Source organism: Cryobacterium sp. TMT1-2-2, from assembly GCF_004403505.1.
GTDB classification, from domain to species: Bacteria; Actinomycetota; Actinomycetes; order Actinomycetales; family Microbacteriaceae; genus Cryobacterium; species Cryobacterium flavum.
Window position 1 is genome coordinate 394715 of sequence record NZ_SOGS01000016.1, and the last position, 12672, is coordinate 407386.

18 protein-coding genes are annotated in these 12672 nt (G+C 61.7%); all 18 read right to left on the bottom strand.

The window, feature by feature from the left end:
• Positions 1-29 precede the first annotated feature (29 nt).
• The 18 genes from rpsQ to E3T35_RS11850 all read right to left on the bottom strand — a co-directional run bounded on the left by rpsQ (position 30) and on the right by E3T35_RS11850 (position 12601).
• Positions 30-329, bottom strand: a complete 300-nt coding sequence (gene rpsQ / locus E3T35_RS11765; protein ID WP_035834619.1) for a 30S ribosomal protein S17 — start codon at positions 327-329, stop codon at positions 30-32.
• A gap of 2 nt (positions 330-331) precedes the next feature.
• Positions 332-676, bottom strand: coding sequence for a 50S ribosomal protein L29 (rpmC, locus tag E3T35_RS11770; protein ID WP_134345342.1), 345 nt, complete (start codon positions 674-676; stop codon positions 332-334).
• Entirely contained in the window at positions 676-1095 is a 420-nt protein-coding gene (gene rplP / locus E3T35_RS11775; RefSeq protein WP_035880247.1) for a 50S ribosomal protein L16, read from the bottom strand. Before rplP ends, rpmC begins: the two co-directional genes overlap by 1 nt.
• Positions 1095-1865 carry a 30S ribosomal protein S3 gene (gene rpsC / locus E3T35_RS11780; RefSeq protein WP_092107240.1) on the bottom strand — a complete coding sequence of 257 codons (771 nt, stop codon included), beginning with the start codon at positions 1863-1865 and terminating at the stop codon, positions 1095-1097. The genes rplP and rpsC overlap by 1 nt, the downstream gene beginning before the upstream one ends.
• A complete protein-coding gene (gene rplV / locus E3T35_RS11785) occupies positions 1865-2230 on the bottom strand; it encodes a 50S ribosomal protein L22 (protein WP_092339439.1) in 366 nt (121 codons plus the stop codon). The genes rpsC and rplV overlap by 1 nt, the downstream gene beginning before the upstream one ends.
• A 26-nt stretch (positions 2231-2256) precedes the next feature.
• Positions 2257-2538, bottom strand: coding sequence for a 30S ribosomal protein S19 (rpsS, locus tag E3T35_RS11790; protein ID WP_092107237.1), 282 nt, complete (start codon positions 2536-2538; stop codon positions 2257-2259).
• Positions 2539-2547: 9 nt separating this feature from the next.
• Positions 2548-3387, bottom strand: coding sequence for a 50S ribosomal protein L2 (gene rplB / locus E3T35_RS11795; RefSeq protein ID WP_092339441.1), 840 nt, complete (start codon positions 3385-3387; stop codon positions 2548-2550).
• Between the two features lie 23 nt (positions 3388-3410).
• Positions 3411-3713, bottom strand: coding sequence for a 50S ribosomal protein L23 (gene rplW, locus E3T35_RS11800; protein WP_092107233.1), 303 nt, complete (start codon positions 3711-3713; stop codon positions 3411-3413).
• Complete coding sequence (gene rplD, locus E3T35_RS11805; RefSeq protein ID WP_092107231.1) at positions 3713-4363, bottom strand: 50S ribosomal protein L4; 651 nt, start codon at positions 4361-4363, stop codon at positions 3713-3715. The genes rplW and rplD overlap by 1 nt, the downstream gene beginning before the upstream one ends.
• A gap of 5 nt (positions 4364-4368) precedes the next feature.
• Positions 4369-5028 (bottom strand): 50S ribosomal protein L3, encoded by a 660-nt coding sequence (gene rplC, locus E3T35_RS11810; RefSeq protein ID WP_092339443.1) that lies wholly within the window; start codon positions 5026-5028, stop codon positions 4369-4371.
• Between the two features lie 8 nt (positions 5029-5036).
• Positions 5037-5345 (bottom strand): 30S ribosomal protein S10, encoded by a 309-nt coding sequence (gene rpsJ, locus E3T35_RS11815; RefSeq protein WP_035834607.1) that lies wholly within the window; start codon positions 5343-5345, stop codon positions 5037-5039.
• A gap of 481 nt (positions 5346-5826) precedes the next feature.
• Positions 5827-6276: a hypothetical protein gene (locus E3T35_RS11820; RefSeq protein WP_134379219.1), complete on the bottom strand. Its 450-nt coding sequence runs from the start codon at positions 6274-6276 to the stop codon at positions 5827-5829.
• Between the two features lie 146 nt (positions 6277-6422).
• Positions 6423-7616 carry an elongation factor Tu gene (tuf, locus tag E3T35_RS11825; RefSeq protein WP_092107225.1) on the bottom strand — a complete coding sequence of 398 codons (1194 nt, stop codon included), beginning with the start codon at positions 7614-7616 and terminating at the stop codon, positions 6423-6425.
• Between the two features lie 134 nt (positions 7617-7750).
• The gene (gene fusA / locus E3T35_RS11830; RefSeq protein WP_092339447.1) at positions 7751-9865 is read right to left on the bottom strand and encodes an elongation factor G; all 2115 of its coding nucleotides are present in this window, start codon (positions 9863-9865) and stop codon (positions 7751-7753) included.
• A gap of 122 nt (positions 9866-9987) precedes the next feature.
• Positions 9988-10458, bottom strand: a complete 471-nt coding sequence (rpsG, locus tag E3T35_RS11835) for a 30S ribosomal protein S7 (RefSeq protein ID WP_092107221.1) — start codon at positions 10456-10458, stop codon at positions 9988-9990.
• On the bottom strand, positions 10458-10832 hold the full coding sequence (gene rpsL, locus E3T35_RS11840) for a 30S ribosomal protein S12 (RefSeq protein WP_035834602.1): 375 nt from the start codon (positions 10830-10832) through the stop codon (positions 10458-10460). Before rpsL ends, rpsG begins: the two co-directional genes overlap by 1 nt.
• A gap of 439 nt (positions 10833-11271) precedes the next feature.
• A complete protein-coding gene (locus E3T35_RS11845) occupies positions 11272-11994 on the bottom strand; it encodes a spermidine/putrescine ABC transporter substrate-binding protein (RefSeq protein WP_134345345.1) in 723 nt (240 codons plus the stop codon).
• 115 nt (positions 11995-12109) lie between these two features.
• A complete protein-coding gene (locus E3T35_RS11850; RefSeq protein WP_134345346.1) occupies positions 12110-12601 on the bottom strand; it encodes a DUF6121 family protein in 492 nt (163 codons plus the stop codon).
• Between the last annotated feature and the right edge of the window lie 71 nt (positions 12602-12672).

Here is a 12672-nt window from a genome sequence, read left to right on the forward strand (position 1 = left end):
AACTCCTTTACGTCAAGTAAGCGCGAGGCTTACTTGGCCTTCTCAAGAATCTCGACCAGGCGCCAGCGCTTGGAAGCGCTGAGCGGACGGGTCTCACTGATCAGGACCAGGTCGCCGATGCCGGCGGAGTTCGCCTCGTCGTGCGCCTTCAGCTTGGATGTACGGCGGATGACCTTGCCGTACAACGGGTGCTTCACGCGGTCTTCGACCACGACAATGATGGTTTTGTTCATCTTGTCGCTGGTCACGTAACCCCGCAGCGTCTTGCGGTATCCGCGTACGAGCTCGGTGGCTTCGCCCGCGACGACCGTTTCGTCAGTCTTCGCCATGACTAGGCCTCCTTCGTCTCGACGGCCTCAGCTGCAGCGTCGTCGGTGGACTCCACTGCGGCCTTGGCCTTCTTGGTCTTTTTCTCGGCCTTTTCAGCCTTGGCCGGAGCCGGGGCTACGACCGGGGTGGCACGGATGCCCAGCTCGCGCTCACGGAGAACCGTGTAGATGCGAGCGATGTCGCGCTTGACCGCGCGGAGGCGGCCGTGGCTTTCGAGCTGACCGGTGGCCGACTGGAAGCGCAGGTTGAACAGCTCTTCCTTGGCCTTCTTCAGCTCGTCGAACAGCTTCTCATTGTCAAAAGTATCGAGCTCGACTGAGGCGAGCTCCTTGGTTCCGATCGCCATTATGCGTCGCCCTCCTCGCGCTTGATGATGCGTGCCTTGAGGGGCAGCTTGTGAATTGCGCGGGTCAGCGCCTCTTTCGCAACGGCGTCGGTGACACCGCTGAGCTCGAACAGAACGCGACCCGGCTTGACGTTGGCAACCCACCACTCGACCGAACCCTTACCGGAACCCATGCGGGTTTCGGCCGGCTTCTTGGTCAGCGGGCGGTCGGGGTAGATGTTGATCCACACCTTTCCGCCACGCTTGATGTGACGCGTCATGGCGATACGAGCGGACTCGATCTGACGGTTGGTCACATACGCGGGGGTCAGCGCCTGAATGCCGTACTCACCGAAGGACACCGTGGTGCCGCCGGTAGCGTGGCCGGTGCGACCCGGGTGGTGCTGCTTGCGGTGCTTGACTCTACGTGGAATCAACATTATTTAGCCTCAACTCCTGCTGCGACCGGTGCCGCTGCCGGAGCATCTGCACGAGGTGCACGGCGCGGTCGATCGTCACGACGCTCGGGGCGGGACGACTTAGCGTTGGCCTGCTCGCGAGCGAGTTCCTTGTTGGTGATGTCGCCCTTGTAGATCCAGACCTTCACGCCGATACGGCCGAAGGTGGTCTTGGCTTCGTAGAAGCCGTAGTCGATGTTCGCGCGCAGGGTGTGCAGGGGCACACGGCCTTCGCGGTAGAACTCGCTGCGGCTCATCTCGGCGCCACCCAGACGACCCGACACCTGGATGCGAACACCCTTGGCGCCGGCGCGCTGTGCACCCTGCAGGCCCTTACGCATCGCGCGGCGGAAAGCCACACGAGCGGAGAGCTGCTCGGCAATACCCTGCGCGACGAGCTGGGCATCCTGCTCGGGGTTCTTGACCTCGAGGATGTTCAGCTGAATCTGCTTGGCGGTGAGCTTCTCAAGGTCAGAGCGGATGCGCTCGGCCTCCGCGCCGCGGCGACCAATCACAATGCCCGGACGGGCGGTGTGAATGTCAACGCGAACACGGTCACGAGTGCGCTCGATCTCGATACGGCTGACGCCGGCACGGTCAAGGCTGGTGCTCAGCAGGCGACGGATCTTGACGTCTTCTGCAACAAAGTCAGCGTAACGCTGACCCGGCTTGGTCGAGTCAGAGAACCAACGCGATACGTGATCGGTGGTGATTCCCAGACGGAAGCCATAGGGGTTTACTTTCTGACCCATTACTTCGTACCCTCCTCAGGAGTGGTGAGCACAACCGTGATGTGGCTGGTGCGCTTCTTGATTTCGAATGCGCGACCCTGGGCACGAGCCTGGAAACGCTTGAGGGTCGTACCCTCGTCAACGAATGCCCGACTGATGAACAGGTCCTGCTCGTCCAGATACGTGTTGGCTGCATCTGCTTTGACTCGGGCGTTGGCGATGGCCGAGGCCACCAGCTTGTAGACCGGGTCGGAAGCGCCCTGGGGCGCGAACTTCAGAATTCCCAGCGCTTCGTGCGCCTGCTTGCCGCGGATCATGTCAACGACGCGACGAGCCTTCTGGGGGGTAACGCGGATGTGACGCACGCGTGCGATCGACTCCACCATTTCTTCTCCTCCTTCACGTCCCCGCGTTAGCGGCGACGGCCCTTCTTGTCGTCCTTCACGTGTCCACGGAAGGTGCGGGTGGGCGCAAACTCACCGAGCTTGTGTCCGACCATGCTCTCGGTGACGAACACCGGGATGTGCTTGCGTCCGTCGTGCACTGCGATGGTGTGTCCGAGCATGTCGGGGATGATCATCGAGCGGCGCGACCAGGTCTTGATTACGTTCTTGCTCTTGGCTTCGTTCGCCGCGAACACCTTGCGAAGCAGGTGGTCGTCAACGAAAGGGCCTTTCTTAAGACTTCTTGGCATCGTCTACTCCTACTTACGCTTCTTGCCGACGGTGCGGCGACGAACAATGAGCTTGTCGCTTTCCTTATTCGGGTGGCGGGTGCGCCCTTCCTTCTGGCCCCAGGGGCTGACGGGGTGACGTCCACCGGACGTCTTACCCTCACCACCACCGTGCGGGTGATCGACCGGGTTCATGGCAACACCACGAACGGTCGGGCGAACGCCTTTCCAGCGCATACGTCCGGCCTTGCCCCAGTTGATGTTCGACTGCTCGGCGTTGCCGACCTCGCCGATCGTCGCGCGGCAGCGAGCATCCACGTTGCGGATTTCACCAGACGGCAGACGAAGCTGGGCGTAGACGCCCTCCTTCGCGACCAGGCGAACCGACGAACCGGCGGAGCGGGCCATCTTGGCGCCACCACCCGGACGCAGCTCGATCGCGTGAATGATGGTACCGGTGGGGATGTTCTTCAGCGGCAGGTTGTTGCCGGGCTTGATGTCAGCCCCGGCTCCAGACTCGATGATGTCGCCCTGGCTGAGCTTGTTCGGCGCGATGATGTAACGCTTCGTGCCGTCGATGAAGTGCAGGAGCGCGATGCGCGCCGTGCGGTTCGGGTCGTATTCAATTTCAGCGACGCGGGCGTTGACGCCGTCCTTGTCGTTGCGCTTGAAGTCGATCACACGGTACTGGCGCTTGTGGCCACCACCGATGTGACGGGTCGTGATGCGGCCCTGGTTGTTACGTCCACCGGTCTTGGAGAGCGGACGCAGAAGCGACTTCTCCGGGGTGGAACGCGTGATTTCCGCGAAGTCGGCAACGGATGAACCGCGTCGACCCGGGGTCGTGGGCTTGTACTTACGAATAGCCATTAGTTATCCCTCTGCCTTGTCGCTTAGCCGACGGCCGTGAAGATGTCGATGGAGCCAGACTTGAGCGTGACAATGGCACGCTTGGTGTCCTTGCGCTTGCCCATGCCGAACTTGGTGCGGCGAGTCTTGCCCACGCGGTTCAGGGTGTTGATCGAAGCGACCTGCACCTTGAAGATCTTTTCGATCGCGAGCTTGATCTCCGTCTTGTTCGAGCGGGGGTCAACGATGAAGGTGTACTTACCCTCGTCAATCAGGCCGTAGCTCTTCTCAGAGACAACCGGAGAGATGATGATGTCGCGGGGGTCCTTGTTGGTCGCGATAGTCATTATGCGGCCACCTCTTCCTTCTTGGTCTTGCTCTCCACGAACGCGTTGAACGCGCCGGTGGTGAAGACAATGTCGTCGCTGACGAGCACGTCATAGGCGTTGAGCTGGTCCCACGAAAGGATGTGCACCGTCGGGATGTTGCGAATGCTGCGCAACGTGGTCTCGTCGGTACGCTCGAGAACAACCAGCACGTGCTTGCTCGTGGCGATCTGCGTGAGCAGCTCCAGGGCAACCTTGGTGTTGGGGGTCTCAGCCGTGAACAGTGCCTCGACGATGTGCAGGCGGCCACCGCGGGCGCGGTCGCTCAGTGCACCCTTGAGGGCTGCGGCGATCATCTTTTTCGGGGTGCGCTGGTCGTAGCTGCGCGGGGTCGGTCCGTGGACGATTCCACCACCGGTCATCTGAGGAGCGCGGATGGAGCCCTGACGAGCGCGACCGGTTCCTTTCTGCTTGAACGGCTTGCGGCCGGCACCGGAAACTTCTCCACGGCGCTTGACCTTGCTCGTTCCCTGGCGTGCGGCAGCGAGCTGCGCAACAACGACCTGGTGGATGAGAGGAATGTTGGCGGGAACGTCGAAGAGCTCGTCGGGAAGCTCGGCAGAGCCTGCCTTCTTGCCCTTGGCGTCAATGATGTCGAGTGCTGTAGCCATAGTGACTAGGCTCCCTTCACTGCGTTGCGAACGAATACGAGGCGGCCACGGGCACCGGGAACGGCACCCTTGACGAGCATGAGGCCCTTGTCGGCGTCAATAGCGTGCACCTTGAGGTTCAGCACGGTTACGCGCTCGCCACCCATACGACCGGCCATGCGCATGCCCTTGAAGACACGACTCGGGGTCGAGGAAGCACCGATGGAACCGGGCTTACGGTGGTTGCGGTGCGAACCGTGAGAGGAGGAGACACCCTTGAAGTTGTGACGCTTCATAACACCGGCGAAACCCTTACCCTTGCTGGTGCCCATGACATCAACCTTGGTGCCGGCAACGAAGACACCGTCAACGGTGAGTTCCTGGCCCAGGTTGTAATCAGCGGCATCCGCGGTGCGGAGCTCGGTGATGTGGCGACGAGGCGTGACGCCGGCCTTGTCGAAGTGACCGGCAAGGGGCTTGTTGACCTTGCGCGGGTCGATGGGGCCAGCGGCGATCTGAACGCCGTTGTAGCCGTCGACGGCCTTGGTGCGGATCTGCGTGACAACGTTCGGCGCGATCTCGATGACGGTAACGGGAACAAGCTTGTTGTTCTCGTCCCACACCTGGGTCATGCCGAGCTTCTTGCCGAGGAGACCCTTGGTGGTCTTGGTATCGGAGTAAGACATCGCGGGCCCTAGAGCTTGATCTCGATGTTGACGTCGGCCGGAAGGTCGAGGCGCATGAGCGAGTCAACAGCCTTCGGGGTCGGGTCAATGATGTCGATCAGACGCTTGTGGGTGCGCATTTCAAAGTGCTCCCGGCTGTCCTTGTACTTGTGAGGGGAACGGATGACACACACCACGTTCTTCTCGGTCGGAAGCGGCACCGGGCCGACGACTGTAGCGCCCGCACGGGTCACTGTGTCGACGATCTTGCGCGCCGAAATGTCGATGACCTCGTGGTCATACGACTTAAGTCGAATGCGGATCTTCTGTCCCGCCATGTCGAACTCTCTCTCTGTCGAGGCGTCTTACAGACCACGGCAGGATTTGCCGAGGTTGCATTGGACGCCGTAGTAGCACTGCTGCTATTAGCACCACTGTTCATATGTCAATTTCGATTCACGCCAAATAATCGACGCTCATCGTCAACGCCGACTCCCAGAAGCAGAACCTGGGGGACGGCACGGTTTTACCCACGCCGACCAGATCGTTGATTTATGCTGCGCTCTGCTCCCTGCGGCCTAGCCTGCGATCTGCACATTTCGACACGTGTTATTCGAAAGGGTGTGACGCGACTATGCACTGCCTGGCAGTGATTCCAGCGACGCGTAGCGCACGCCGAAAGTGTTGAACTAGAAGAGTCTGCCACACAGTTGCCATTACATGCAACCCGGGCGTGTCGCGCGCGGCGTGTCGCGCGATATACCAGCGGATGCCCGCGGCCGACCGGCCACGAGCATCCGTTTTAGTGCGGCGGGTGACCTAGCCCTGAACGATTCCGGCGGCCACTCGCGGGCTTTGTTCCGGGCAGCTCTTGGCGGTGGATTCGGTCAGCACACGCTGGGCCATGATCTGACGGGATTGGTCGGACAGGCCGGTGGTCGGGTATTCGGCGAGCACCTTGGTGATGATCTCGGGAATCGACAGGGCGGCATATTGTTTAAGGCTGTCGCAGACCAGCACGCTGTAGACGCTGACGGTGCTGGTCACGATGCCGTCGAGAATCTGCTGTTCGGTCTGGGCTGTTGGCGTTGGTGCGGGCGTGGACGTGGCGATCGCCGACGGCGTCGGCGTCTGCGTCACCCGGGCGATCGATGACTGGGCAGCGGGAGCGGACCCGGCCAGGCGGGGCACGATCACCACGGCGAGAATGGCCACCACAACGATCGCGATCCCCAGGAGGATGCACATTTCCAGTTTCGATATCTGCATGCGCAGACCATAACCGGATATTCCCAATCCCGCGTCGGGTAGTGAGCGATCGTCATCCGCTTGAAATATTCGATTGCGTCAGGGGTGCAAAAAAGGGGCCGAACCCGAAGGTCCGACCCCTTTTCTTCAGATCTAAGTAAAGGAAATTACTTGATGATCTTGGTCACCGTGCCGGCGCCGACGGTGCGGCCACCTTCACGGATAGCGAAGCCGAGGCCCTCTTCCATGGCGATCGGCTGAATCAGCGCGACAGTCAGGTCGGTGGTGTCGCCAGGCATGACCATCTCGGTGCCTTCGGGCAGCGTGATGACGCCGGTGACGTCCGTGGTGCGGAAGTAGAACTGCGGGCGGTAGTTCGCGTAGAACGGGTTGTGACGGCCACCCTCGTTCTTGCTGAGGATGTACGCGGTACCCTCGAAGTCGGTGTGCGGCGTAACCGAACCCGGCTTGACGACGACCTGGCCGCGCTCAACGTCTTCGCGCTTGGTGCCACGAAGAAGAAGTCCACAGTTCTCGCCGGCCCAAGCCTCGTCGAGCTGCTTGTGGAACATCTCAATACCGGTAACCGTGGTCTTCTGCGTCGGGCGGATGCCGACGATCTCGATCTCGGAGTTGATCTTGAGGGTTCCACGCTCGGCGCGGCCCGTAACAACGGTGCCACGGCCGGTGATCGTGAAGACGTCCTCGATCGGCATCAAGAACGGCTTGTCCTTGTCGCGGATCGGGTCCGGAATGAAGTCGTCAACAGCCTTCATCAGCTCAAGGATGTTGCCGGTCCACTTCTCGTCGCCTTCAAGCGCCTTGAGTGCGGAGACCTGGATTACGGGGGCGTTGTCGCCATCGAAACCCTGGCTGGAGAGAAGTTCACGAACTTCGAGCTCGACGAGCTCCATGATCTCTTCGTCATCAACCATGTCGGCCTTGTTCAGCGCGACGAGCAGGGTCGGAACGCCGACCTGCTTGGCGAGAAGAACGTGCTCACGGGTCTGAGCCATCGGGCCGTCAGTAGCGGCAACCACGAGGATTGCGCCGTCCATCTGAGCAGCACCGGTGATCATGTTCTTGATGTAGTCAGCGTGGCCCGGAGCATCGACGTGCGCATAGTGACGCTTGTCGGTCTCGTACTCAACGTGCGAAATGTTGATCGTGATGCCGCGCTGGCGTTCTTCCGGAGCCGAGTCAATCGACGCGAAGTCGCGCTGAACGTTGATCTTGGACGGGAACTTATCGGCAAGAACCTTGGAGATCGCTGCAGTCAGCGTGGTCTTTCCGTGGTCAACGTGACCGATCGTTCCGATGTTTACGTGCGGCTTTGTCCGCTCGAACTTGGCCTTGGCCACTGTGGGTCCTCCTCAGGACTCGCGTGCAAATTCACGGCCGCCGTTATGAGCGGCCGGTATGCGCTGGATGTGTCTACTTATGTTACTAGGGCCAGGTGGCCGAAGCGATTTTGGCCCGAAGGCCACCTTAGGGGCTATTCGCCCTTGTTCTTGTTGATGATCTCGTCGGCAACTGCCTTCGGGACCTCTGCATAGCTCTCGAACGTCATCGAGTACACCGCACGGCCGCTGGTCTTCGACCGCAGGTCACCGATGTATCCGAACATCTCCGACAGTGGAACGTGTGCGCGAATTACCTTCACGCCCTGCGCATCCTCCATGGTCTGGATCTGCCCACGACGCGAGTTGAGGTCGCCGATTACGTCACCCATGTATTCCTCAGGGGTACGAACTTCGACGGCCATCAGCGGCTCGAGCAGAACGGGGTTCGCCTTACGAACGGCTTCCTTGAAGCCCATCGAGCCGGCAATCTTGAAGGCCATCTCCGAGGAGTCGACGTCGTGCGCAGCGCCGTCAAGCAGGCTGGCTCGAACGCCCACCATCGGGTAGCCGGCCAGGATGCCTACGCGGAGCGCATCCTGAATTCCAGCATCCACCGAGGGGATGTACTCACGCGGGATACGACCACCGGTGACCTTGTTGAGGAACTCGTACGACTTCTCAGCAGTGATTTCCATCGGTTCGATCGCGATCTGAATCTTCGCGAACTGGCCGGATCCACCGGTCTGCTTCTTGTGCGTGTAGTCGTGACGCTCAACGGCCTTGCGGATCGTTTCGCGGTACGCCACCTGGGGCTTGCCGACGTTCGCCTCAACGTTGAATTCACGCTTCATGCGGTCGACCAGGATGTCCAGGTGAAGTTCACCCATTCCCTTGATTACCGTCTGGCCAGTTTCCTGGTTCTGTTCGGTACGGAAAGTGGGGTCTTCTTCGGCGAGCTTCTGAATGGCAAGGCCCAGTTTTTCCTGGTCCTGCTTGGTCTTCGGCTCGATAGCGACCTCGATAACCGGGTCAGGGAACGTCATGGACTCGAGTACGACCTGGGCGTTCGGGTCGCACAGGGTGTCGCCCGTGGTGGTGTCCTTGAGGCCGATGACCGCGTAGATGTGACCGGCGGTCACGAAGGCCACCGGGTTCTCCTTGTTGGCGTGCATCTGGAAGATCTTGCCGATGCGCTCCTTCTTACCCTTGGTCGAGTTGATGACCTGGGCTCCGGAGTCGAGACGGCCCGAGTACACGCGCACGTAGGTGAGGCGACCGAAGAACGGGTGCACCGCAACCTTGAACGCGAGCGCCGTGAAGGGCTCCTCGGCGTCGGGGTGACGCATGATGACCTTTTCTTCGTCGCGCGGGTCGTGTGCCTCAATGGCAGGCACGTCGAGCGGCGTCGGAAGGTAATCGATGACAGCGTCGAGCATCGGCTGAACGCCGCGGTTCTTGAACGCAGAACCACACAGAACCGGGTAGATCTCACTGTTGATGGTGAGCTTGCGGATGGCGCCCTTGATCTCGGCAACCGTCAGCTCTTCGCCGGCGAAGTAACGCTCCATGAGGTCGTCGTCGGTTTCGGCAACGGTCTCGAGCAGAAGCTTGCGGTACTCGGCAGCCTTCTCCACGAGGTCGGCGGGGATCTCTTCGATGGCGTACTTCGAGCCCATCTCCACGTCACCCTTGGAGTCGCCGCGCCAGGTCAGTGCGCGCATCTGAACGAGGTCAACGACACCCTCGAACTCAGACTCTGCACCGATCGGCAGCTGGATGACCAGCGGCTTCGCGCCGAGGCGCTTGATGATGGTGTCGACCGTGAAGTAGAAGTCGGCGCCGAGCTTGTCCATCTTGTTGACGAAGCAAATGCGGGGCACGTCGTACTTGTCGGCCTGGCGCCACACGGTTTCGGACTGGGGCTCAACGCCCTCCTTGCCGTCGAACACGGCAACAGCACCGTCGAGAACGCGGAGCGAACGCTCCACCTCCACGGTGAAGTCCACGTGTCCGGGGGTGTCGATGATGTTGATCTGGTTGTTGTCCCAGAAACAGGTCGTCGCAGCGGAGGTGATCGTGATGCCACGTTCCTGCTCCTGCGCCATCCAGTCCATCGTCGAGGCGCCGTCGTGGGTCTCGCCGATCTTGTGGTTGACACCCGTGTAGAACAGGATGCGCTCAGTCGTGGTGGTCTTGCCAGCATCAATGTGAGCCATGATGCCGATATTGCGGACCTTACTCAGGTCGGTGAGCACGTCAAGTGCCACGGGGGTCCTCCAGCGGGTAGGGGTGGGAATGCGGAACAAGGCCTTGAGCATCCGCTTAGCAGCAGGGAGGCGCGTGTTTGACACGCGCCTGCCTGCTGATCAGGAATGCTCGATGGTTCTAACTACCAGCGGTAGTGCGCGAAGGCCTTGTTCGCTTCAGCCATCTTGTGAGTGTCTTCACGACGCTTGACAGCGGCACCGAGGCCGTTGCTCGCGTCGAGGATCTCGTTGGTGAGGCGCTCGGTCATGGTCTTCTCGCGACGCGCCTTGGCGTAGCTGGTCAACCAGCGAAGGGCCAACGTGTTGGCGCGGTGCGGCTTCACTTCGACGGGCACCTGGTAGGTGGAACCACCGACGCGGCGCGAACGCACCTCGAGGGTCGGACGAACGTTGTCGAGTGCCTTCTTCAGCGTGACGACGGCATCCAGCTCGTTCTTGGCGGAGACTCCGGCGAGGGCATCGTAAACGATGCGCTCGGCGAGGCCCTTTTTGCCATCGAGAAGGATCTTGTTGACGAGCTGGCTGACGATGGGGGCACCGTAAACCGGGTCGGCAATGACAGGGCGCTTGGGAGCGGGTCCTTTACGGGGCATTACTTCTTCTCCATCTTTGCGCCGTAGCGGCTGCGGGCCTGCTTACGGTTCTTGACGGCCTGGGTGTCCAGTGCGCCGCGAATGATTTTGTAACGCACACCGGGGAGGTCCTTAACACGGCCTCCGCGCACGAGCACCATGGAGTGCTCCTGCAGGTTGTGGCCCTCGCCGGGAATGTAGGCGGTGACCTCGGTGCCGTTGGAAAGCTTGACGCGGGCGACCTTGCGAAGAGCCGAGTTCGGCTTCTTCGGGGTGGTGGTGTAGACGCGGGTGCAAACGCCGCGCTGCTGCGGGTTGGACTTCAGGGCGGGAGCCTTGGTCTTGGTGACCTTGGGGCTACGGCCCTTCCTGACCAACTGCTGAATGGTGGGCACTAATTACTCCTTGATATTGCTGCACGGTGACAGCTTTGTGATGGTTAGCATTCGATCTTGTCCTGACGGGTGGGATCGAGTTCATCTGGACCCGCTTGAACCCACACGATTGCTCGCGCGTGTTTTGGTGGGTATGCCGTGGGGGCGTGGTCCTTGACCAGCCCTACATGTGTGGAATCTCGCACCTGTGCTCTCAAGAGGGCATAATTCAGGTGCACGACAAAGCGCACACCGGATAATTCTAGCCCGGCTGGGCCTCCATGGTCAAATGGGTTGCGCCCCGCGTCAGGCCCGCCGCCGCGCGGCCCTTTTCCCCGTTTAGCACTGTCAGAACAGGCCCTCTGCGGACGGGGCCCGGGCCCCGTCCGTGGGCCCAGTTTATAGACTGGGCCCACGTTCACAAGGTGGGCCCGGACCGAGAACGGATGCTGCGGCTCGGCTAGGGATTGCGCGGCCACAGCGGCGAGTCGAGGGTGCTCTCGAGGTCAGCCAGCAGGGCCTGCACCTGGGGCTCGACGAACTCCGCGATTGCGGCGAGCAAGCGGGGCTTTTGTTGGGCGAGCTGGGCGCAAACCCGCAGGCCGACCTGGGTGGCGAACTCGTCAGCGAGGGCCATCTCGGCCTTCAGGGCGGCCTTCTCTTCGGGGCTGAGCGGCGGAAGCGGTTCGAACGGTGCCGGGGCGGGGAGCTCGAGCTGGAGTTCCTGCTCTGCGGCATCGGGCGAGGACGGGGGTGCCGGCTGAAGTTCGGCGGGCTGCTGGTCGGCGAGTTCGCTGAAGGTGAAGAGGTAGGGGGCATCCGCTGCGGGTTGCGGGTCGAGATCGAGCCCGCGAAACTCCGGTTCGAGGCCCTCAGCCGGCCGATAGGCCTGGGCGGATTCGCGGCGCTCGCTCAGGTTGAGCTCGTGCGCGAGCAGCGGCAGATTGCGCTCGGTATATTCGTCGACCGAGGCGTCGATGACGATCTTCATGCGCATGGAAAGGGCGTGCTGAACGACGTGGGGAACGTCGACGGCGAGTCCGGCGGAGTCGATGATCGGGGATCCGAAGCATTGGCGGCACAGGCGGGCACGTCCGCGGTGCGTTGCGGGGCGCCACCGGGTGATCCAACGCAGCCAGTTCTCAACCTCGTGGTTGACGCGCGACTCGATGGACCTATCCATAGTGCATAAGGGTACTCGTACGCGGGTCGTACGCGAGATGCCAACATCGGCCCCATGAATGGGGCTACTGAGAGTGCCGCTCGCGCGAGACGTCACGAAACGCCCCATCAGCGCGCTAGTTGTCGTCGTTCTTCTCCCAGGGCCACTCGGGAGCGCCGGAGCCAGCGGGTTTGGCGAGCAGCACCACGAAGAACAAAAAGGCGATGAGCCAGCCGCTCACGGCGACGGCGATCGCGAACGGGCCCACCATTTCGCCGCCGATGAAGATGACCGCGCGAAAGAGTTCGCCGGCGCCGAGGCTATAGACCACTCCCCCGGAGACGCAATAGCCGAGGTAGGCAGCGACTCCGGCAATGAAGATCGGCAACGGCGGAACCTGCGTCAGCCGTTCGGGCGAGCGCAGCACCGCGCTGAGCATGACCCAGACCAACGCGAGGACCGCTGTGGTGACCATGATGGGGCCGAGGAGGGCGCCGGCATCCGTTTCGTTGATGACGTCACGATTGAGCAGCAGGCTGAGCACGCCGAACGCCGCGACGATGACGGCAACGTAGAGGGCGACCGAGAAGGCCGCCATGGTGATCGCGTACTTTCGATATTCCCGCATGGCTCCAGCGTAGGCCCGCCCGCCGGCTACCGGTGCCGAACGGGGCCTGGGCCCGAGCCATGTGCCCGGTT

Bases quoted from the DNA above. Each gene is read 5' to 3' on its own strand.
- rpsQ (WP_035834619.1), bottom strand. From the start codon at position 329: ATGGCGAAGACTGACGAAACGGTCGTCGCGGGCGAAGCCACCGAGCTC.
- rplC (WP_092339443.1), bottom strand. From the start codon at position 5,028: ATGTCTTACTCCGATACCAAGACCACCAAGGGTCTCCTCGGCAAGAAG.
- rpsG (WP_092107221.1), bottom strand. From the start codon at position 10,458: ATGCCCCGTAAAGGACCCGCTCCCAAGCGCCCTGTCATTGCCGACCCG.
- E3T35_RS11845 (WP_134345345.1), bottom strand. From the start codon at position 11,994: ATGGATAGGTCCATCGAGTCGCGCGTCAACCACGAGGTTGAGAACTGG.
- rpsJ (WP_035834607.1), bottom strand. From the start codon at position 5,345: ATGGCGGGACAGAAGATCCGCATTCGACTTAAGTCGTATGACCACGAG.
- rplD (WP_092107231.1), bottom strand. From the start codon at position 4,363: ATGGCTACAGCACTCGACATCATTGACGCCAAGGGCAAGAAGGCAGGC.
- rpmC (WP_134345342.1), bottom strand. From the start codon at position 676: ATGGCGATCGGAACCAAGGAGCTCGCCTCAGTCGAGCTCGATACTTTT.
- rplW (WP_092107233.1), bottom strand. From the start codon at position 3,713: ATGACTATCGCGACCAACAAGGACCCCCGCGACATCATCATCTCTCCG.
- rpsC (WP_092107240.1), bottom strand. From the start codon at position 1,865: ATGGGTCAGAAAGTAAACCCCTATGGCTTCCGTCTGGGAATCACCACC.
- rpsS (WP_092107237.1), bottom strand. From the start codon at position 2,538: ATGCCAAGAAGTCTTAAGAAAGGCCCTTTCGTTGACGACCACCTGCTT.
- E3T35_RS11850 (WP_134345346.1), bottom strand. From the start codon at position 12,601: ATGCGGGAATATCGAAAGTACGCGATCACCATGGCGGCCTTCTCGGTC.
- E3T35_RS11820 (WP_134379219.1), bottom strand. From the start codon at position 6,276: ATGCAGATATCGAAACTGGAAATGTGCATCCTCCTGGGGATCGCGATC.
- rplP (WP_035880247.1), bottom strand. From the start codon at position 1,095: ATGTTGATTCCACGTAGAGTCAAGCACCGCAAGCAGCACCACCCGGGT.
- rplV (WP_092339439.1), bottom strand. From the start codon at position 2,230: ATGGTGGAGTCGATCGCACGCGTGCGTCACATCCGCGTTACCCCCCAG.
- rplB (WP_092339441.1), bottom strand. From the start codon at position 3,387: ATGGCTATTCGTAAGTACAAGCCCACGACCCCGGGTCGACGCGGTTCA.